The sequence below is a fragment of the Muriicola marianensis genome (assembly GCF_014638095.1).
Lineage (GTDB): Bacteria > Bacteroidota > Bacteroidia > Flavobacteriales > Flavobacteriaceae > Muriicola > Muriicola marianensis.
This window is the reverse complement of record NZ_BMFH01000001.1, coordinates 1,383,082-1,404,683: the sequence shown is the minus strand read 5'-3', so window position 1 is coordinate 1,404,683 and position 21,602 is coordinate 1,383,082. Positions and strand designations below refer to the sequence as shown.

19 protein-coding genes are annotated in these 21,602 nt (G+C 49.7%); 3 read left to right on the top strand and 16 right to left on the bottom strand.

All coding sequences use genetic code 11. From position 1 onward, the window contains the following. Positions 1–6: 6 nt before the first annotated feature. From deoC to IEV19_RS06370, 10 genes are all read right to left on the bottom strand, one after another. Entirely contained in the window at positions 7–654 is a 648-nt protein-coding gene (gene deoC / locus IEV19_RS06415; protein ID WP_188369835.1) for a deoxyribose-phosphate aldolase, read from the bottom strand. 10 nt (positions 655–664) lie between these two features. Continuing rightward, on the bottom strand, positions 665–1,936 hold the full coding sequence (locus IEV19_RS06410) for an acetyl-CoA hydrolase/transferase family protein (RefSeq protein ID WP_188369834.1): 1,272 nt from the start codon (positions 1,934–1,936) through the stop codon (positions 665–667). Between the two features lie 50 nt (positions 1,937–1,986). Continuing rightward, positions 1,987–2,694, bottom strand: a complete 708-nt coding sequence (locus IEV19_RS06405; RefSeq protein WP_188369833.1) for a sulfite exporter TauE/SafE family protein — start codon at positions 2,692–2,694, stop codon at positions 1,987–1,989. A gap of 9 nt (positions 2,695–2,703) precedes the next feature. Then, positions 2,704–3,150 carry a FixH family protein gene (locus IEV19_RS06400; protein ID WP_188369832.1) on the bottom strand — a complete coding sequence of 149 codons (447 nt, stop codon included), beginning with the start codon at positions 3,148–3,150 and terminating at the stop codon, positions 2,704–2,706. Between the two features lie 30 nt (positions 3,151–3,180). Next, complete coding sequence (gene ccoG, locus IEV19_RS06395; RefSeq protein ID WP_188369831.1) at positions 3,181–4,596, bottom strand: cytochrome c oxidase accessory protein CcoG; 1,416 nt, start codon at positions 4,594–4,596, stop codon at positions 3,181–3,183. A 20-nt stretch (positions 4,597–4,616) separates the two neighbouring features. Continuing rightward, positions 4,617–5,561, bottom strand: coding sequence for a cbb3-type cytochrome c oxidase N-terminal domain-containing protein (locus IEV19_RS06390; protein WP_188369830.1), 945 nt, complete (start codon positions 5,559–5,561; stop codon positions 4,617–4,619). Positions 5,562–5,567: 6 nt separating this feature from the next. Then, complete coding sequence (locus IEV19_RS06385; protein WP_188369829.1) at positions 5,568–5,747, bottom strand: CcoQ/FixQ family Cbb3-type cytochrome c oxidase assembly chaperone; 180 nt, start codon at positions 5,745–5,747, stop codon at positions 5,568–5,570. Between the two features lie 3 nt (positions 5,748–5,750). Next, entirely contained in the window at positions 5,751–7,952 is a 2,202-nt protein-coding gene (gene ccoN / locus IEV19_RS06380; protein WP_188369828.1) for a cytochrome-c oxidase, cbb3-type subunit I, read from the bottom strand. A 2-nt stretch (positions 7,953–7,954) separates the two neighbouring features. Next, the gene (gene ccoS, locus IEV19_RS06375; RefSeq protein WP_188369827.1) at positions 7,955–8,170 is read right to left on the bottom strand and encodes a cbb3-type cytochrome oxidase assembly protein CcoS; all 216 of its coding nucleotides are present in this window, start codon (positions 8,168–8,170) and stop codon (positions 7,955–7,957) included. A gap of 69 nt (positions 8,171–8,239) precedes the next feature. Further along, entirely contained in the window at positions 8,240–10,615 is a 2,376-nt protein-coding gene (locus IEV19_RS06370; RefSeq protein ID WP_188369826.1) for a heavy metal translocating P-type ATPase, read from the bottom strand. A 182-nt stretch (positions 10,616–10,797) separates the two neighbouring features. Between IEV19_RS06370 and IEV19_RS06365 the strand changes: the two genes are divergently transcribed. Together IEV19_RS06365 and IEV19_RS06360 are read left to right on the top strand one after the other, a co-directional pair. Next, entirely contained in the window at positions 10,798–11,487 is a 690-nt protein-coding gene (locus IEV19_RS06365; protein WP_188369825.1) for a Crp/Fnr family transcriptional regulator, read from the top strand. A 143-nt stretch (positions 11,488–11,630) separates the two neighbouring features. After that, complete coding sequence (locus IEV19_RS06360; protein ID WP_188369824.1) at positions 11,631–12,533, top strand: universal stress protein; 903 nt, start codon at positions 11,631–11,633, stop codon at positions 12,531–12,533. Between the two features lies 1 nt (position 12,534). Here the strand turns inward: IEV19_RS06360 and IEV19_RS06355 are convergent, their stop codons facing one another. Next, positions 12,535–12,753 (bottom strand): hypothetical protein, encoded by a 219-nt coding sequence (locus IEV19_RS06355; protein ID WP_188369823.1) that lies wholly within the window; start codon positions 12,751–12,753, stop codon positions 12,535–12,537. Between the two features lie 73 nt (positions 12,754–12,826). Continuing rightward, on the bottom strand, positions 12,827–14,026 hold the full coding sequence (locus tag IEV19_RS06350; RefSeq protein ID WP_188369822.1) for a hypothetical protein: 1,200 nt from the start codon (positions 14,024–14,026) through the stop codon (positions 12,827–12,829). A gap of 563 nt (positions 14,027–14,589) precedes the next feature. On the opposite strand from IEV19_RS06350, the gene IEV19_RS06345 reads away from it, so the two are divergent. Continuing rightward, positions 14,590–15,747, top strand: coding sequence for a homogentisate 1,2-dioxygenase (locus tag IEV19_RS06345; protein WP_188369821.1), 1,158 nt, complete (start codon positions 14,590–14,592; stop codon positions 15,745–15,747). On the opposite strand, the gene hutG is transcribed toward IEV19_RS06345, so the two are convergent. From hutG to hutH, 4 genes are read right to left on the bottom strand one after another with little or no spacing between them, the layout of a single operon-like run. Then, positions 15,739–16,710: a formimidoylglutamase gene (gene hutG / locus IEV19_RS06340; RefSeq protein WP_188369820.1), complete on the bottom strand. Its 972-nt coding sequence runs from the start codon at positions 16,708–16,710 to the stop codon at positions 15,739–15,741. The genes IEV19_RS06345 and hutG overlap by 9 nt on opposite strands. Before the next feature lie 23 nt (positions 16,711–16,733). After that, complete coding sequence (hutU, locus tag IEV19_RS06335; protein WP_188369819.1) at positions 16,734–18,758, bottom strand: urocanate hydratase; 2,025 nt, start codon at positions 18,756–18,758, stop codon at positions 16,734–16,736. Further along, positions 18,755–20,011, bottom strand: coding sequence for an imidazolonepropionase (gene hutI / locus IEV19_RS06330; RefSeq protein ID WP_188369818.1), 1,257 nt, complete (start codon positions 20,009–20,011; stop codon positions 18,755–18,757). Before hutI ends, hutU begins: the two co-directional genes overlap by 4 nt. Before the next feature lie 3 nt (positions 20,012–20,014). After that, on the bottom strand, positions 20,015–21,592 hold the full coding sequence (gene hutH, locus IEV19_RS06325; protein ID WP_188369817.1) for a histidine ammonia-lyase: 1,578 nt from the start codon (positions 21,590–21,592) through the stop codon (positions 20,015–20,017). Between the last annotated feature and the right edge of the window lie 10 nt (positions 21,593–21,602).

The following is a 21,602-nucleotide window of genomic DNA, read 5'->3' as shown; positions in this document are numbered from 1 at the left end:
TTTCTCTTATTGTTCCTTTACAATCTCTATTCCCGATGATGTACCTATCCTGGTCGCCCCGGCCTTGATGTATTCGAGGGCGGTCTCCCTGTCCCTGATACCTCCGGAGGCCTTGATCTCTGCCCGATTACCAACTACTTCTTTCATAATGCGAACTGCTTCCAGGGTTGCGCCGCCCGGTCCAAACCCCGTGGAGGTTTTGACAAAGTCGGCCCCTCCCCTCAGGGCAAGGTCGCAGGCCTTCCGGATTTCTTCTTCCGAAAGGTAACATATTTCAAGGATGACCTTGAGGGTGTGTGATCCCATGAGTTCCTTGATCTGCCGGATCTCTTCAACGATCTCTTCATGCATCCCGGACCTCAGCCAGCCTAAATTTATGACCATATCGATCTCCTCTGCACCCTGGTCCAGGCAATAGCGTACTTCACTCAGTTTGACCTGAGTCGCCATTGCACCCAGGGGAAACCCTATGACCGCAGCGAGTTTCACTCCGGAATTACGGAGGTTTTTGTCTGCCAGCGACAGGTAACCGCTATTGACGCAGACAGCGAAAAACCTGTTCGTTTTGGCTTCCTCGCAGAGATCGATGATCTCTTTTGCAGTGGCAGTCGGTTTTAACAGGGTGTGGTCAATGTAAGTATTCAAAGGTCCCATCTCTGTATTTTTAGTCGCGTTCAAACCTGTCATATGCAGCCCTGGATAACTCTTCCTGATGATTAGGATGTGCAATTGAGATCAGGGCCTTGGCTCTTTGATGGAGGTTCTTGCCGAATAAATTCACCACCCCGTATTCCGTAGCCACATAATGCACGTGGGCACGGGTGGTGGTGACTCCCGCTCCATTCTTGAGGAGGGGAACGATCTTGGAAGCTCCGTTCTTGGTCTGGGAGGTGAAGGCAAAGATGGGTTTACCCCCATTGGAGAGGGAGGCTGCCCGGATAAAATCCATTTGCCCTCCAACCCCTGAGATCTGTTTGGTTCCCACACTGTCAGCACAGATCTGTCCGGTGAGATCAATTTCCACGGCACTGTTGATAGCTGTTACTTTCGGGTTTTGGAGGATGACATTAGTGTCATTGGTATAGGCTGCTTCCTTGAAATTAACAATGGGGTTGTCATCTACAAAATCATATAGTTTTTGGGAACCTGCCGCAAAACAAGTAACGATTCGACCTGATTTCAAGGTTTTTTCCTCCCCTGTGATCACCCCTTTCTCCACAAGGGGCAAGAGACCATCAGAGAACATCTCGGTATGAATTCCCAGCCTCTTGTGATTATCCAGGTTCGTCAGTACCGCATTGGGGATATTGCCTATTCCCAACTGCAAGGTGGCTCCGTCATCGATCAGCTCGGCCACATGTTTACCAATTTTGTGTTCTATCTCCGAAATGGATCCCATGGGATGCACGTGAAGGGGTTTATCTATCTCTATGGCAGCATCAATCGCACTCTGGTGGATGATCCCATCTCCATGAGTCCTCGGTACCCTGGGATTTATCTGGGCGATGACGAGTTTGGCGGTCTGAATGGCCGGCAGGGTCACGTCTACAGAAACACCCAGGGAACAATACCCGTGCCGGTCCGGAGGCGATACCTGAATAAGAGCAACATCCAGTGGAAGTATATTCCTTCTGAATAGGAGGTGAATCTCGCTGAGGAAAATGGGAATATAATCTCCTTTATTGGTATTCACAGCCTTCCTCACATTCCCGCCGACAAAGCAACTATTGATCCTGAAAGCCTTGTTATAGGGTGGAGTGGCATAGAGGACATCTCCTTCGGTATGGATGGAAATAATCTCTACATCCGACAATTCCTGATACCGTTCACAGACAGCATTCATCAGGGTGTTTGGGGTCATGGCTGCTCCCTGAAGGAACACCCTGTCTCCTGATTTGACCATGGCAGCAGCCTCGGTCTTGGAAACTATTTTCATAGGGTAAGTTTAATTTTATTACAGAATACGGTTTGTATCACACGGGTACATTAGGGTTGATGACATTCCATTTGAGCTGTGACCTGGGGCGATGCCGGTTTGGGTGAAACATAGGGTATGCCAAGACCCATGCCTCTTAAGATAAACAGAAGCCCCAATACTGCCACGAAGATAGGAATTAGTCTTCGGATCCTGGCCCGGACCGCAGGCTGAAGGATTCCGCCAATATAGGCGGCAGAACTCATGAGCGGAATGGTTCCGAGACCGAACAAGGCCATATATGAAGCTCCGAGTACAGGAGAACTCATTGCGATGGAAGCAAAGACTGCCATATAGACGAGTCCACAGGGCAAAAAGCCATTCAATACTCCGATTGTGAGAAAGGTATCAGCTGTTCTTTTTTTCAACGCATCTCCAAGACCGGATTTGAGTTTGCCGACCCACCGGTAGACAGGTCGGGATATCTCAAAACGCCGGACAAACTTCTTGGGGATCACCAGGACCAGAAGGATCAGGATACCAATTGCTATGGACAGGTTTTGCTGTATACCAAAGAGGTAAAGTCCCTTGCCAAAGTAACCGAAAATGAGCCCCATCAGGCTGTAGGAGAAGATCCTGCCAGCGTGGTACAGGAATAGCTGCCCGAACATCCTGGGCTTGCTGCCCCGATCAAGAGGAAGCATAAAGGCAATAGGGCCGCACATTCCCACACAGTGGAGGCTTCCAAGTAACCCTAATAGAAATGCAGTGTAGATCATTACGTTTAATCAATAGGTAAAATGCTCCCTTAATAGATAGGTTTCTCCTTCATAGGTCCACCTTACATCCATGTCCCAGCGACCATCCAATAAACGTTTGTCAGGTATGAGCAAATTTGGTTTGGATACACTTATGGGTAAGTCGAAATCCAAGTGTTTATTGGACGGTCTGTACAGGGACACTTTACCTTCTATTTTTTCAGGAGACATATTTTCCGGGAAATGGATGAGCATGCCGGCTTCGGTCTTTTCCACTCGGGGTGGATAGGACAGAGCCTTCGCCTTTTTCATCGCATCGATATCCTGCTGGAATACCAGTTCTTTTTTGTAGTAGTCTTCCGTCACCAGGTCGTGATTCGACCTGTCATCCAGGCTCATCCTGACTACAAAAAACAGTATAAACCCTATAAATCCTACGAAGGCCAGTACGATACCCGTTCCCCAATTCAGTTTCATAATCTTTGTTTTACCAGTTCAATTTTGATTTCAATAATAATTCCTCGGCCCTAGAAAACGCGTCGTAGCAGTTTCCAGCAGTGTTTCCCCGCTGAACACTCCAATACTCAGTTTATCCTTATCTGTATCCAGGTCTCCGGTGTTGATTTCTATAAATAATGTGCCTTCCGTTAACTGCTCTGCTGGAACCTTGAAATTCCTGTGCGTGACCACCTCGATCTTACCGGGGTGGGAGAGCAGTTTAAAGCTGACATCCTCCACATCCCGGGTGGTCTTATTGATGAGTTTGAAGGTGTACACATTGCTGATGATATTCCCCTCCTTTCGTTCGTACAACTGACCCGGTAGGCGCAAAATAGCAGCTTCCAGATCGTTCCTGAGGAAGAGCATCCCGACCAAAATCCCGGTTAGGACAACAAGCACTGCGGAGTATCCCATCATCCTCGGCGTAAAGGAGAACTTTGCTTTCTTTTCTATATTATCCTCGCTGGCGTAGCGGATCAGCCCTTTGGGAAGATTTACCTTTTCCATGATTTCATCGCAGGCATCAATACAGGCCGTACAATTCACACATTCCAGTTGGGTGCCGTTGCGGATGTCTATCCCTGTCGGACAGACGTGTACGCATTGAAAGCAGTCGATACAATCCCCGTATCCAAGGGCTTCGCGGTCCTCTCCTTTCCTGAATTTCTTCCTGCCCTTTTCCGCTTCTCCCCTTTTGTGGTCATAGGCCACAACGATGGATTTATTATCGAGCAGAACCCCCTGTAACCGGCCGTAGGGGCAGGCAATGATGCAGACCTGTTCCCTGAACCAAGCAAAGACAAAGTAGAATACTCCCGTAAAGATCAGGAGGGAGGCCAGGGTACTGAGGTGTTGCAATGGCCCTTCGGTTATATAACGGATCAGGGTATCGCTGCCGATGAGGTAGGCGAGGAACACATTGGCGATCAGAAAGGAGATAAGGAAAAAAATACTCCATTTCAAGACTCGCTTCCGGATCTTTTCCCCATTCCAGGATTGCCTGGCCAGTCTCATCTGGGCTCCCCTGTCCCCGTCTATCCAGTACTCTATCCGTCTGAAGACCATTTCCATAAAAATAGTCTGGGGGCACATCCATCCGCAGAATATCCTGCCATAGGCCACAGTGAACAGGGCCACGAAGATCACCCCTGTGATCATGGAGATGACAAATAAGTGAAAATCCTGGGGCCAGAATGGGTAGCTAAAGATATTGAACCGCCTTTCCAGCACGTTGAACATCAGGAACTGGTTTCCGTTGATCTTGACAAAGGGAGCCGCAAAAAGGAATACCAGCAGCACATAACTGACGTATTTCCGATACTCGTAAAACCTGCCTGCAGGTTTTTTTGGGAACACCCAGGCTCGCTTGCCTTCTTCATTGATGGTCCCTATGGAATCCCGGAATCGTTCATTATCAGCCACAAGTACAGCCCTTTACTCTCTTATTCGTTCATGACCACATCAGTAGAATCCGATAGAGTCTCTTCCTGTGGGCTCACCTCTTTCGGGGCGTTTTCATCTATCCAGATCTCTCCTTCAGGAGCCTTGGGATTGGCAGGGGTCGTGCCCTGGAAGGTGAGCAGGTAGCTGGCTACCTGCGCTATTTCGGCCGGTTTAAGCGATTGTTTCCAGGCGATCATTCCCTTTCCGTCCCGTCCCCCTTCTGAGATAGTCCGGTAGACATTCTTTATGCCTCCTCCGAGGATCCAGTAATCATCTGTAAGGTTCGGTCCGATACCCCCGCCACCGTCTGCCATATGGCACACCACGCAATTGGTCTCGAAGATCACCTTACCTGCATTCAGGTCGGATGCATCTGTCAGGAGGGTCACCGTATTGACGTCTACCAGATCCTTGGCGGTCCTTCGGTATTCTTCTATAGCGGCCTGGGCCGAGGCTACCTCCATCTCGTATTCCTGATCCTGTGTGTAGTCATTGAACACGTGGAAGCGGGCCATATAGACCACCCCGAACAGGATGGTGGCATAAAAGAGATACACCCACCAGGGCGGAAGTTTGTTGTCGAGTTCTTTGATGCCGTCATAGTTGTGGTCCAGGATGATCTCCCCTTCTTCCTCAATAGGCCTTGATCCCAGGAGTTTTTTGTACATCCTCTTGCCCCAAGCCCAGGACCAGGAACCGGACTTTGCGTTGAGGTATCGTTCCTTGGCGTCTTCCGGCAGGGTCTGAAAGAGCACATTTTCTACCGAATTCACGATGAGTTCAATGGCGATCAGGATAAGTAGCACCATGAACAGGAACAACTGTACCATGGGGTATTCGATAAAGGCTGGCTTATCGCCCGAATCCACGTAGTATTCGACAAGGCCGAAAATAAAGAAGAAAATTAATGGGATCCTGATCCACCAGGGTGTTGAATTTCTCATGTCCTTTTATTTTGGTTGATTATCATCTAATGGGATTTCACTTACTTCTTTGATATGCTCTTTGGAGGCCGTAAAGACCCACCAGAACAACAGGGCAAAGAAGACAAAAAAGATCAGCAGGGAGATCATGGGATATGTGGCTATTCCATCTATACTCTCCATATGGTTTTTGACGAATTTCAGCATGACTTATTTGTTTTCAGTTAAGAGTTGATCGGTCTCCTTGACCTTTATATCCGTGCCCAGGCGTTGGAGATAGGCGATCATGGCTACGATCTCCCGGTTTTTCATTTCCACGAATTCCCTGCCTTCCTCCAAGGCCCTGGCCTTGTCTTCTTCGTATGTCCTGGCAAAATCGGGATCTGTATACAGGTTCATCTCGATCTGCAATGCCTGTTCTTCCATGGAGGCGAAGGCATTATTGATGTCCTCCTCCGTATAAGGAACACCGAGGGATACCATGGCCCGCATCTTGTCCTGAATTGCACTTCGGTCGTGCTCATCCCTTACCAGCCACTGGTAGGCAGGCATAATGGAACCGGCAGACATACTCTGTGGGTCGTACATATGGTTCAGGTGCCAGTTATCGGAGTACTTGCCTCCCACGCGCAGCAGGTCTGGCCCGGTGCGCTTACTGCCCCAGAGGAAGGGATGGTCATAGACAAATTCCCCTGCTTTGGCGTATTCCCCGTATCGCTCCACCTCGCTTCTGAAAGGACGAACCATTTGGGAGTGGCAGCTGACGCAGCCTTCGCGTATATAGAGGTCGCGCCCCTCCAATTCAAGAGGCGTATAGGGTTTTACGCTGGTGATGGTCGGGATGTTGGATTTCACCAGGATGGTAGGAACGATCTGTATGATCCCTCCAATGAGAATGGCGATAGTGGCCAGAATGGTCAGCTGTATAGGTTTGCGCTCCAGCCAGGTGTGGAAGGTCTCTCCAACCGTTCTTCTGGAGGACACCCTGGTGAGGGCAGGGGCTTCTGCTTGCTCATCGACCACGGCACTGCCCGAGCGTACGGTGACCACAATGTTGTACAGCATTACGATAAAGCCGATAATGTAGAGGGATCCTCCTATGGCTCTCATCCAATACATGGGCATGATCTCATTTACAGTTTCCAGGAAGTTTCCGTACACCAGGCTGCCATCCGGGTTGAAGTCCTTCCACATCAGGGCCTGTGTGAATCCAGCCACATACATGGGCAGGGCGTAGAGGATGATCCCAAGAGTGCCAATCCAGAAATGGAAATTGGCCATGGGCAGCGAATGGAGGCGGGTCTTGAACATCTTTGGCACCAACCAGTAGATCATACCGAAGGTCAGGAATCCGTTCCAGGCGAGGGCTCCCACATGCACGTGTGCAATGACCCAGTCACTGAAATGCGCAATTGCATTTACGTTTTTCAGGGAGAGCATGGGGCCTTCAAAAGTGGCCATCCCGTATCCTGTGATAGCGACCACCATAAATTTCAGGGTAGGATCAACGCGAACCTTATCCCAGGCTCCTCTGAGAGTCAGCAGTCCGTTGATCATACCACCCCAGGAAGGTGCGATCAGCATAACGGAGAAGGCAACTCCCAGGTTTTGTGCCCAGTCTGGCAGGGCAGAGTACAGCAGGTGGTGGGGTCCTGCCCAGATATAAATAAAGATCAGGGACCAGAAGTGCACGATAGACAGGCGGTAGGAATAGACCGGCCTGTTGGCTGCTTTGGGAACAAAGTAATACATAAGCCCCAGGAAGGGAGTGGTCAGGAAGAAGGCAACAGCATTGTGCCCGTACCACCACTGCACCAGGGCGTCCTGTACACCAGCGTAAACCGAATAGCTCTTAAGGGCGCTGATGGGTAGTTCCAGGCTGTTGAAAATATGAAGCACCGCAACGGTCACAAAGGTGGCCAGGTAGAACCAGATGGCTACATACAGGTGCCTTTGGCGCCGCTTGATCATGGTGCCTATGAGGTTCAAGCCAAAGGCGACCCAGATCACGGCAATGGCCAGATCTATAGGCCATTCCAGTTCTGCGTATTCCTTTGAAGTCGTATATCCCAGGGGCAGGGTAACAGCCGCAGCCACGATGATGGCCTGCCATCCCCAGAAATTCAGATTACTCAGAAAGTCGCTGAACATGCGAGCTTTGAGCAATCGCTGGGTGGAATAATAGACCCCGGCAAAGATGGCATTACCGACAAAGGCAAAGATGACTGCATTGGTGTGCAGCGGCCTCAGCCTCCCGAAACTGAGCCAGGAGATCCCATCCGTGAGGTTGGGGAACATAAACATAAAGGCCAGCAGAAGGCCTACCAGCATACCAATGATCCCCCAGAAAAGGGTGGCATAGATAAATTTCTTTACGATCTGGTTGTCGTAACTAAATTGCTGTACTTCCATAATTACAATTGTTTGCTTTTAGAATTGGTCTTTTGGGTTTCAAGGGCGGTGGGGTCTTTGGAATCATCGGTTTTGAGCAATTCATCCTCAAAGAGCATCCTTACCGATGGGGTATAGGAATCTTCGTATTGGCCGCTCCTTACAGAGTGGATGAAGGCAATAAAAAAAAGGATTGCTACCACTATACTAATGGTGAGTAACACATAAATAACACTCATACCTACCTGAATTCCGGCGTAAAACTACTTTGGCTCAAACCCTTAAAAAATGACATAAATCAGGTTTTCTTATTTAATTTTTCTTCCTGCCCAGTTGGTCGCCAGGGTGGTGAAGGCCACTATACTGATCGAACTCAGGGGCATGAGGATGGCTGCCACAACGGGCATCAACTGGCCGGTTACGGCGAAATACAAACCGATGAGGTTGTAGAACAGAGACAGCACAAAACTAATTTTGACAATGCGCATGGCCTGTTTTGAGGCATCAACATAGGTGCCCAGGAATTTGAACTTAGACGCATCGAGGATACCGTCACAAGCAGGGGAAAAGACATTGATATCCTCTGAGAGGGCGATGCCCACGTCGCTTTGTGCCAGGGCTCCAGCATCGTTCAGACCGTCACCTACCATCATGACCTTTTTGCCTGAATCCTGCAGGGATCGGACAAAGAACAATTTATCTTCCGGACTCTGGTTGAAGTACATGGGTGTCAGGTTCGGCAACAAGGCTTCCAGGCGGTTTCTCTCCCCCTCGTGATCTCCTGAAAGTACCCCTATTTCCATCTGCTCTCCAAGTTCTGACATGAGTTGGGAGACCCCGTCCCTGTACTGGCTGTGAAGGATAAAATGTCCCCTGTATTGTTCGTTTGTACTCAGGTGAACCACCGATTTGTCAGGAGTAGCAGAGGTGCAGTTATCGACAAACTCCGAAGACCCTATTTTGATAGAGGCATCCCCTTTGCTCCCGTAAAGCCCCTGTCCCATGTGTTCTTCATAAGAGTCGAGAACAGTGATATCCTGTTCTTTCAGCATGTTGTACAGGGAACGGCTCAGGGGGTGGTTGGAAGCTCTCAGGGTACTTTTCAAGAGGGATTTCTCCCGGGGTGAAAGTTCATTCCCCTCGTACTCTATCTGGTCGTATCTTCGGGTGGACAGGGTCCCGGTCTTATCAAAGATCACTGTGTCTATTGTTGCCAATTTTTCGATCACGACAGCATCCTTGAGGTAAAATTTGCGCTTGCCGAAAATGCGCAACATATTGCCCATGGTAAAGGGTGCAGCCAGGGCAATGGCACAGGGACAGGCAATGATCAGGACGGCGGTGACGACGTTCCAGATCACTGCAGGATCGGTGAATGCCCAATAAAGCCCTGATACAAGGGCAATAGTAAGGACCGCCAGGGTAAAACTTTTTCCGATGCGGTCTGTCAGGGTCTTGAACTTGCTTTCAGATTTCTCACCGAAAACGGAGTGGCTCCACAGCCGGGTGAGATAGCTTTGTGAGACATTTTCTGTAGCCAGCAATTCTATGGGTCCCCTGAGCTGCTTACCGCCCGCAAACAGCTTTTCACCTTTTGTTATGTTGACAGGCCTGGCCTCCCCGGTGACAAAACTGTAGTCAATTTCTGCATCTCCGGTCTCGAGTACCCCGTCCACAGGTATGATCTCCCCGTGCCTGATCAGGAGTCGGTCGCCTTTGATCACCCGATTCACCTGTACGATCTCCTCTCTACCCTGCTGGTCGATTCGGGTAACTGCTACCGGGAAATAGGATTTATAATCCCTTTCAAAAGAGAGGAAGGAATAGGTGCGTTTTTGAAAATACTTCCCCAGCAGGAGAAAGAAGACGAGTCCGCTCAAACTGTCAAAAAATCCACTGCCCCAGTCGAATGTGATCTCCAGGGTGCTGCGGATGAAGAGGACGAGGATCCCGAGCGCAATAGGCACGTCTATATTCATGAATTTGCTCCTGAGACCTTTGTAGGCTGATATGAGATAGTCCTGTCCCGCGTAGAATACTACGGGAAGGGAGAAGGCAAACATCAGCCATCGGAAAAGAACTTTATACTGCTCTAGCCAGAACTCTTCAACTTCAAAGTATTCAGGGAAGGAAAGGAACATGATATTCCCGAACGCAAAACCCGCTACCCCGAGTTGATAGATAAGTTTCTTGTCCTCCGTTTTTTCCTTTCGCCCTGAATCCGCAAGAGATATAGTGGGTTCATACCCGATCCGGGCGAGCAAAATGGCTATATCCTTTAGGGATACTTCATCTGTATTGAAGGTTATCCTTACGGTCTTTTTGGGAAAGTCGACCTGGGACTGAACAATCCCGGGTGCCAGTTTTTGCAGGTTCTCCAGGACCCAAATACATGAACTGCAATGCATGGTGGGGATGTAGAGGTTGATGATCCCGTGCCTTCCGTCATTGAACTCGAGCAGTTGCTCTGCGATCTCGGGTTCACCCAGGAAATCGAATTTCCCCGGAGTGTAATTGGGAGTGATTCCCGCAGCCGATTGCAGGTCGTAATAATACCTGAGATCATTTGAGTCGAATATCTCATACACTGTTCTGCAACCCGGGCAACAAAAAGACTTGTCCTGAAACAGGACCGTATCATCATCACAGGGGAGCCCACAGTGAAAACAGAGCTCTTTATCCATAGATTTGCTTCATACCTGGGTGCAAAGATGCGATTAAGAGAAGCCCTAAAACATGATATTAGTCAGGTTAAAGCGTTTCACCTCGCCTCGGGCGAATCGGTATTACCAATCAGAAAAATCCCGTGAGTTCCATGGGGAAATCTTCAAATTGTCGTACCTTAGAATATTGAAATAAGTACCTCATGAAAAGCAGATGCGAGAATTGCATCATCAGGCAATTCAATTCTTTGCGGGCTATGAGCAAAGAAGAGCTAAAACGGGTTTCGGATACCAAAACCACCAAGATCATCAAGAAGGGAGATCCTATATTTTCCGAAGGTGAAAAACTCAATGGTGTCTTTTGTGTTCGAGATGGGGTATCAAAGCTTTCCAAACTCAGCGCCAATGGCAAGGACCAGATCGTTAAACTCGCCAGCAAGGGCGAGGTCATGGGACAACGCTCTGTGATCGCTGAGGAATCTTCCAATCTTAGCGCTGTGGCTGTGAGCGATATGGAGGTCTGTTACATCCCTAAAGAGGGAATCGTCGACGCCTTGCATCAAAACCCGAATTTTACGGTGGAGGTACTCCGGCACATGGCGCATGATCTTCGTGAAGCTGATGACGTGATTGTAAACATGTCGCAAAAAACAGTGAAACAACGCATCGCAGAGGCATTCTTATATCTCAGAGACAATTTTGGGGAAGACGCAGAGGGTTACCTGAGCATTACCCTTTCCAGGGAAGATATTGCCAATGTCGTGGGGACCGCCACAGAGTCCTGTATCAGAATCATTTCTGAATTCAAGAAGAAGAAATACATCAAGACTTCCGGGAAAAAGATCGGAGTCCAGGATGAAAAGAAACTCCGCGATCTGGTGGACGGCTTCTGACAGGATCTTCTCTACCTAGTTCCTTACCGATTTAATATCACAATTTCTCCATCTCCCGGGAGCCCCTGTCAAACCTGATAAATGTCATTGTTTCCGCTGGACGGCTTCTCTATTTTTACCCCTGTGACTGTAGAGAAATCCCTATGAAACGCATCTTATTACCCACAGATTTTTCGGATAATTCATGGAATGCCATCCGGTATATCCTTGAGCTGACTAAGAAAGAGGAATGTGAATTCCATTTGTTGAACACCTACACCCCTGTGATTCCCAGCAGCAGGTTTATGGCCTCCAATGCCCAGTCGAGCCCACTGGATGAGGGTAGTAGGGAGAACTCCCAAAAAGGCCTGGAAGAGATCCTGACCAAGATCAAAGAGAATTTCAGGAATAAAAAGCACACCTTTAAACTCAGATCGTCTTTTAACATCCTCGTGGAAGAGATCAGGAATATGGTGGAGAATGAGGGGATCGACCTGGTGGTAACCGGGACCAAAGGAGCCTCAGGAGTAGATGAGGTCTTCCTGGGTAGTAACACGGTTCGGATCATCAAGGCAGTAAAGGAATGTCCGGTGCTGACCATCCCTAAGGATTTTGATTACGTAAAACCACAGGAACTGGTCTTTGCGACGGATTTCAAGCGTTATTACAGTCGTTCGGAACTTCAGCCTCTTATTGAACTGGCCAAAAGCTTTAAGGCCTCGATTAGGATCGTCTATGTTCAGAACAAAATTCGCGCGCTATCAGAGATACAGCAGTTTAACCTCAACATGCTGAGGAAGTATTTCGATAAGATCGATCATTATGTCCACACCGTTTCCGAACTCAATTCCGTTTCCAAGACCCTGGAAGTCTTTGCAGACGAGTTGGATATTCACCTGTTGGCCATGCTGAATTACCAGCACAGCTATATGGAACGAATGACCAGAGAACCCGTGGTTCGCAGGATGGCCTTCCACACCCAGGTGCCGTTGTTAGTGATCCCTGAACTCGGCATGAATGCCCCCGGTAAATCAAAGAAGGATAAGGAATTGCAATTAGCAAAGTAAATTACTCCCTGATCGGGTGATCTTCATAGAAATCCTCAAAGGTCTTTGAGGTGGTGTAATTATCCGTCAGGACACGGTATACCATATAGACGATCATAACCTGACCCAAGACGGTGATATAGAATACCCAGTTAAAGGGAAAGTCCATAGCTGCCATGATGGTGACGGTCAGCAGGACGAGAGTGGTACTCCCTACCCAGAACATTGCAGAATCTTTCATAGCCTCTTTTTCGTAAAATTAAAGGATTTGAAAGGGCTTTGCTGTTAAGGAAATGGCAAAATTCGAGCCCGCATTAATCAGCTTCCGTAGCCGACCAGAATTTCAAATGCTCGGGAATTTGTTTGTTTTTCTCTAACCGGAAGGGGTCGAAGTTGTTTTTCACAAATAAATACCAGGACGTGGAGGAAACAGTGGCGGCTTTATCCGCGTGATCCCATAAGGCAACGGCACCAAAGTTAGTTCCGGGATTGGTGGTGTAGGGTAATCCTATGACCTCCTGATTAATTTCACTGACTAAAAATGTCCCTTCAAGGTCGTACAGAATTTCTTCCATTTTCCCAGTCTCCTGTGCAGTTTGAAAAGCCAGAGCCATCTGGGCAGTACCTTCAAGCCATACGACGTCCCTGTCTTCATCGAAGCAATAACCGGTAATCATCGTACTCCGTGAAGCAGGAGTATGTGCTGTGAGGAATCGATCTGCTTTGTGCAGGACTGATTTTGGGAAATCCTCCAGAATGAGATAGCCAAGGGAGTAAAGATCCAGGGCATGTTCGTATGCTGGATTCTCAGAATCTGTGGTAAGCACCTGCCATTCGGTATCCCATCTCTGTTCACTGAGGAACAGGAGTATCTTTTCGTGAAATTCATCAAAACCCTTTACTGCGTTGAAAGCAGTGATGATCCCTTCCGTTACCCTGGGAATGGCACTCCCGTCTTCATTTGTACCACCTTTAAGTCCTCCGTCTTCTTCCTGCAGGGAACGCAACCAGGTCTCCAGTTCATTTGCCAGGATTTCATATCGGTTGGTTTGGGAGATTTCGTGATATTGGTTCAGAGCCAGCAAGAGCCAGGCGTTGTCTCCCATCCAGATTCTGGATCCCTGTTCGCCAGAGGTATCCCGGTACTGAAAGAACCCTCCCTGATTGGACTCAAATTCTGAATGTAGCCTGTCATTAAAGAAATCAAGGATTTGTTCTGCACGCTCAAGATCTCCTTCAGCCATAAAGACCAGGGCCGCTAATGCGTTGTCGTAGAGTGAAACAAAGTTTGTGAACTCAGAGCTTTCTACCAGTCCATTGGTGCCCTGCATGTGGATCAGCCACTCATATGCCTTTTCGGGATTGGCTTCCTGGGCTGGTTGTGCGGATTCTTCCTCGGGTATATCCGGGACAACAGTTTCAGGCAAGGGCTGCTCGTATACTGTGGTCACGTCTTCCATACAGGAAATCATGGAGAATGCGATAATCCCTATTATAAAATTTCTTGTGTTCATAGTTGTAGGTGTTTACAGGCCGATTTGGGGTCAACCTTCATTAAAATTAACTTTGGTGTTCTCAAAAAATTTAAGCTATCGATGAATGGACCAGGTTGTTCGGTGAAGGAATACTAAAACTGCGATTAAACCTGAAGGAGGGTTTTTCATCGACATAGACCGAATTTCTAAATTCAGTGAACAGCTGTACTTTGTCGATGTGTGACAGTCAAATAGCGCTAATAATCAATAAGTTATAATGAGTTTGTCTGAGAATTCTGTCATTTAATCGGCCAGATGGCCATAAATAAATGGAAGCAATATCGTGCGATTAGAAAACCTTTCCTATCTTTGCCTTGTTGTGTTGGGTTCCACGAGAGTGGGACCGGTGTTGTACACTGAGCGATCAGTGACCACCAATGAAAGGCTTTCCAAGTTGGGAGGCTTTTTTCTTTTCAGGGGGATACGGTTCTATTTTTCCCGCTTGAAGCAGCAAAATTTCCCCGGGTTTATAGAGAGGTCTCCAATTTTTTAGTCGCCTGTAATTGTTGTAATTTTATAGCCTAATTAAAAGCCATTGCACCATGCCGCTTTATCACAAATTAGGGAAGATTCCGCACAAGAGACACACCACCTTCAAAAAGCCTGATGGCAGTCTGTATTACGAACAATTATTCGGAACAATAGGTTTCGATGGGATGTCTTCTCTTATGTACCATATCCATCGGCCTACGCAGGTGAAAGAGATAGAAAAGACGATCGATATCAGTCCAAAGGCCGCCGTGCAATACCACGTGAAATCGCGTTTATTGAAGGGCCTGGAACTCCCCCCTGAGGATGATTACCTGCAGAGCAGGAAAGTGATCCTCTTCAACGGGGATGTGCACGTAGGTTTGGCGGCTCCGAGAAAGTCCATGAAGGATTACTTTTACAAGAACGCAGACGCGGATGAGTTGCTTTTTATCCACCAGGGTTCGGGTACCCTGAAGACCATGCTGGGAGAGATCCCCTTTGGATATGGTGACTACATCCTGATCCCCAGAGGCATGATCTATCAGATCCAATTCGATTCGGAGGACAACCGCCTGTTGATCACAGAGTCCTACCACCCGATCTATACCCCGAAGAGATACCGCAACTGGTTTGGGCAGCACCTGGAGCATTCGCCGTTTTGCGAAAGGGATTTCAGATTGCCACAAAACCTGGAGACCCATGACGAAAAAGGAGATTTTGTAATCAAGGTCAAAAAACAGGGCCATCTGCACCACCTGGTTTATGCCACCCATCCTTTCGACATTGTAGGCTGGGACGGATATAATTATCCCTACGCCTTTTCCATACACGATTTTGAGCCTATCACCGGTAGAGTTCACCAGCCACCACCGGTACACCAGACCTTTGAGACAGGTGCCTTTGTGGTGTGCTCATTCTGCCCCAGGCTGTACGATTATCATCCTGAGGCGATTCCAGCCCCTTACAACCACTCGAATATCGATTCGGATGAGGTACTGTATTACGTGGACGGGGACTTTATGAGCAGGAAAGGGATAGACAAGGGGTATATCTCCCTGCATCCGGCGGGGATACCTCACGGGCCACATCCGGGCACCTATGAGGCGAGTATTGGTAAGAAGGGCACGGAGGAGCTGGCGGTGATGATCGACACCTTCAAACCTCTACAGCTCACACAGACTGCCCTCAATCTGGATGACGGGAAGTACTACAAGTCCTGGCTAGAGTAGACTTGTCTCATGCATGACGCGATGAATGATCCCGGCCGCGAGTTTAGCGGTCTGCTGGTCCCTGTCGTATTTAGGGTTGGTCTCAGCCACGTCCATCCCCAGCAATTTTCCTGATATAACAATTTGATGCAGGCAGGCCAATGCGATCTCCGGGCTAAAGCCTACTGGAGAGGCGGCGCTCACCCCTGGCGAAAACGCTGAGGAGAAGCCGTCCATATCTACGGTGACATACACCTTATCTGTTGTACTTAGAAAGTTGCCAAGCCTTTTTGAGACTTCATCCCATCGGAGCATACTGAATTCTTGCAATTCCATATAGTCTACCCCAAGTTCCTCTGCCCGTTGGAATAACTCCGGTGGGTTTGCCTCCCTGCGTATCCCCAGGCAGAGATAATGAAAGTCGAGATCATCCTTCTGGCAATCCATGGCGATCTGATAAAACGGACTGCCAGAATGGTTGCCATTTTGGTTAGTCCTGAGGTCGAAGTGTGCATCGAAATTTATGATGCCCAGGCTTTGTGATCGCGGCAGGGCCGATCGTAGGCCACTGTAATGGGCGTAGGAAATATCATGTCCGCCTCCCAGGAGCAGGGGGATACCTCCCTGTCCAACCGTCTTTGCAACAAGGCGCGAAAGGACCTCCTGGGTCTTTTCCAGATCACCTTCAGGACAGACTACATTTCCCATATCGATCAACTCGACCCGCGATGGGAGGTGGTTGGCCATTTTCCCCAATTCTCTGCGGATGGCATCCGGCCCTTCTGCAGCGCCGACACGTCCCCCGTTCCGCCTGACCCCTTCATCGCAGGCATAACCCAGGAGGACAAAGGAATGGGCATCAGTCCTGACTTTTGTATTCAAGCCGGGGCCGGCTAGGCGGACCTTTTCGTGCAGGTACTCCTGCCTGTCTGAGGTGCGACCCGACCAAAGGGCGGGGTTCGTTTTACTATGGAGCTCATTCATCCTACTAGGTTTCTCTCGAAAGATTATTTTTCAATGGCCTTATCTATGATCCCATCATCTACCAGGGATGGCAGGGTGATCTTCAGCTCCGGAGTCCTTGCCATTTCCCGCCGGATTGCAAACAGAGCTTCGGGATTCCGGGCCCAGCTTCTGCGGGCAATTCCGTTGTTTACATCGTAAAACAACATGCTGCGGATCCTCCGGTCGGCACTTTCACTCCCGTCGAGGACCATTCCAAAGCCCCCGTTGATCACTTCTCCCCAGCCAACACCTCCCCCATTGTGGATAGATACCCAGGTGGCACCCCGGAAACTGTCGCCTATCACGTTGTGGATGGCCATGTCTGCCGTGAATTTACTGCCGTCGTAGATATTGCTGGTCTCCCTGAAAGGGGAATCCGTTCCGCTTACGTCGTGGTGGTCCCTCCCAAGGACCACGGGTGCTTTCAGATCTCCTTTTTTGATCGCCTCGTTGAAGGCCAGCGCAATGGCTGTCCTCCCTTCGGCATCGGCATAGAGGATCCTGGCCTGGGACCCCACTACAAGTCTGTTCTCTTCAGCCTGCTCTATCCACAGGATATTGTCCTGCATCTGCTGCCTGATCTCCTCAGGGGCTTTATCCTGAATCCCCTTCATGACTTCCAGGGCGATCCGGTCTGTCTTCTTCAGATCTTCGGGATCACCGGAGGTACAGACCCATCGGAATGGACCAAAGCCGTAGTCGAAACACAAAGGCCCGAGGATATCCTGAACATAGGAAGGGTACCTGAAATCGATCTTATTATTTGCCATCACATCTGCACCTGCCTTACCCGCTTCCAGCAGAAAGGCATTGCCGTAATCAAAGAAATAGGTGCCCCTTGCGGTATGGGCGTTGATCAGGTCGACCTGTTTTCTCAGTGATTCCTGCACCTTGATCTTAAAGGCTTCGGGATTTTCCACCATCAGTACATTGGCATCCTCAAAACTCAAACCGGCGGGATAGTATCCCCCGGCCCAGGGATTGTGGAGGGAGGTCTGGTCTGATCCCAGGCTGATGTAGATGTTATCTTCCAGGAAGCGATCCCATACATCCACCACATTGCCCACATAGGCCAGGGAAACCACTTCTTCAGTTTCCATGGCACGGTGTGTTCGCAGGGCAAGCTCATCGAGGGAATCGTGAAGCTCGTCCACCCATCCCTGCTCATGCCTTTTCCTGGCTGCCGCAGGATTTACTTCGGCGCAAATGGTAATACATCCGGCAATGTTCCCGGCCTTGGGTTGGGCCCCGCTCATACCTCCTAAACCGGAGGTAAGGAAGAGTTTGCCCCTGGGGCTTTCCCCGGTTTTGAGAACCTTTCTGAAAGCATTCATCACCGTGATCGTCGTTCCGTGAACGATACCCTGAGGGCCGATATACATGTAAGATCCAGCGGTCATCTGTCCGTACTGGGTAACACCCAGGGCGTTGTAGCGTTCCCAGTCGTCTGGTTTGGAATAATTCGGGATCATCATCCCATTGGTGACCACAACCCTGGGAGCATCTTTGGAGGAAGGGAATAGGCCCATGGGATGGCCTGAATACATATGCAGGGTCTGGGTATCTGTCATGGTCGCCAGGTATTGCATGGTAAGTAAGTACTGGGCCCAGTTCTGGAATACGGCTCCGTTTCCCCCATAAGTGATGAGTTCATCCGGATGCTGGGCCACTGCGGGGTCCAGGTTGTTCTGGATCATCAGCATGATGGCGGCGGCTTCCGGTGTCTTGGCAGGATAATCTGCAATAGGTCTGGCGTACATGGCGTAAGCGGGCTTGAACCGGTACATGTAGATCCTTCCGTACTCTTCTAATTCCTTTGCAAATTCAGGTGCCAGTTCTTCATGCCAGGCTTTTGGGAAATAGCGAAGTGCATTCCGCACTGCCAGGCGTTTTTCCTCCCTGGAAAGGATCTGTTTTCGAGCGGGAGCATGGCTCAGAGCACTCCTGCCTTTGGGCCTGGGAGGAAGGCTGGCCGGTATTCCCTCGAGCAGTTGCTCTCTGAACGATCTATCTGTGGTAGTTCTCATGCTTCTGGTTTGGAATGGATGATTTTTCCCTTTTTAACGGTGTAAGCGGGCTGGAGACTCCCCTGGTGATAGAGTATCTCTCGATGGTCATGGGTAGGAAACAGGACGAGATCTGCAAGCATCCCTTTTCTGAGGATGCCCCTGTCTGAAATGTTAAGGGCTGCGGCAGCCCTGCAAGTGATCCCTGCGATGACCTCAGGGGTGGTCAGTTTTTCCTTAGCCCCGAGTATGGCTGCCTGGGTCAGGAGCTGACCCATTGGGGCAGAACCGGGATTATGGTCACTGGCTATGGCCAGGCCGGCACCGGCATCCAGGAGAGCACGGGCCGGGGTGAAATCGCAACCCAGGCCTAGGCTTGCACCCGGAAGGGCCACGGCGATTACGTCGCTTTGAGCCAGGGCAGAAACCTCCTTTGGCGTGCTGGCCTCCAGGTGATCCGCACTGAGTGCCCCGCAGTCGATGGCCACCTGGCTTCCTCCGGTCGTAAACTGGTCGGCGTGGACGGTAATCTCAAAACCCAGATCCCTTGCTTTTTCAAAATAGGGAAGGATGTCAGCAGGAGAAAAAGCGCCCTCTTCAACAAAGGCATCTACTCTTTTGGAGAGGCCTTCTTTAGTGATCCGGGGAAGGAGTTCATTCCCCAGCATCTCCAGATATTCTCTGGATGAACCTGGGTAATCCCTCGGCAGCATATGAGCCGCAAGGCAGGTGCTGATCAGGTCTGCAGAAACCAAATGATCTGCCTTCCTGATAGCCCTGAGCATTTTGAGTTCCTCTTCAACGGTGAGGCCATATCCGCTTTTGACCTCGATTGTGGTCACGCCCTGAGTGATGTGCTTCCCGGCTCGTGCAGCTATACCTTCTATGAGTTCTTGCTCTGAGGCTAGCCTGGTCCTGGTCACCGTGTCCCAGATCCCTCCCCCGGCTTTGGCGATCTCCAGGTAGGTACTGCCGGCATTCCTGAGGGCATAGTCCCTGGCCCGTGAGCCGCTGAAACAGATATGGGTATGGCAGTCGATGAGCCCCGGAAGGGCTACTACCGGTGTATCAAAAATCGTGACCTCTGCTCCGTTCTCCTTTGCAAGGGGAAGTAGTTTTTCGTGCCCTCCGATCTCTTGTATCATCCCATCACGGGTCAGGATACCCTGTTGTTTTAAAATGCGCAGGTGATCCTCCGGTATGGCCCCTTTGAGCGGGAGGGCATCCATTGAAACGAGTTCGGTGATCGGACCAAAATAGGAATACGCAGCCATAGGTCAGTATACTTCAAATTCTTTAGAAAAAGGCGTTTTCAGTGAATACCCCTTCTTATTGCTGATTGCTTTTACGGCCTCAATGGCTGAGCGTTCCCGGATCAACTGAATCCCTGCCTCTATGTCGTCTGCAAAGACACGGTCATGAGAGGCGAAAGAGACCCGTTTCCGCACTTCCATGTGGACCTTTTCGAGGATAGCCCCCGACCTCAGAGGTTTCCTGAATTCGAAAGCCTGGGCTGCAGTCAGCAATTCTATAGCCAGGATCTTCTCAACGTTCTCTATGACCTGCAGTGCCTTTCTTCCTGAAATGGAGCCCATACTCACATGGTCTTCCTGCCCCAGGGAGGTGGGAATGCTGTCTGCACTCGCGGGGAAACAAAGTGTTTTATTTTCACTGGCCAGTGCCGCTGAGGTGTATTGGAGGATCATATAACCCGAATTGATTCCGGTCTCTTTCATCAGGAGTTTGGGTATACCCGGACTGTTGCCTTCCAGGGCCAGATACACCCTCCTGTCTGATATGTTGCCCAGTTCCGCGGCCGCCAGGCAAGCATAATCCAGGGCCATGGCCAGGGGCTGTCCGTGAAAATTTCCCCCACTGATGGTCAGATCCCTGTCTATAATAATGGGATTGTCGGTTACCGAATTCAGTTCTACTTCGAGCAGTTCTTTGAGGTGAAGCCATGCATTTCGGGAGGCTCCGTGCACCTGGGGAATACAGCGCAATGAATAAGGGTCTTGTACCCGCTCACAATCGATATGGTCCTCCATGATCTCTGATCCTTCAAGGAGGGATTTGATGCGTTTGGCCACATGCTGAGTGCCTTTGAAAGGCCTCAGGTCGTGCAGCTCCCTGTAGAATGGTTTGATGGAGCCCTGCAACCCTTCTATCATCATGGCCCCTATGATGTCTGCGTGGGTCAGGCAATTGTGGAATCCGTCAAGTACTTTAACGGCATGAGAGGCGATGAACTGAGTGCCATTGATCAGGGCCAGGCCTTCTTTTGGCCCCAGTTCTACCGGTTTCATTCCTGTTCTTTCCAGCAGCCTTTCTCCGGTGATCACTTCTCCTTTGTACTGTACTTTACCGAGACCGAGCAAAGGGAGGAAGAGGTGTGACAGGGGAGCGAGGTCTCCCGATGCCCCGACGGATCCTTTGGAGGGTACCACAGGGATGGCATCGTTCTCGAGGTGCCAGAGTAACCTCTTCAAAGTTGCTTCAGAGATCCCTGAATATCCTTTGGCCAGGGAATGGATCTTGAGCACCAGCATAAGCCCGGCGATCTCAGGGTCTACGGGGTCTCCAACACCTACACTGTGGCTTTGCAGGATGTTTTTCTGCAGGATCCGTGTTTCTTCTCTGGATATACTTGTAGTACAGAGGGGTCCAAACCCCGTATTGATTCCGTATACAGGTTCTCCTGCATCTACGATCTGCTGGACGACCTCATGGCTTTCCCCTATCCTTTTCCAAGTCTCCTCCCTGATTTCGCCCTTCCTTTCACGCCTGGCTAGAGAGAGAGCCAACCCTGCTGTCAGTCGGTCTTCCCCGTAATAAAACACTGAATTTTTTTCCACCTCGGCTGAT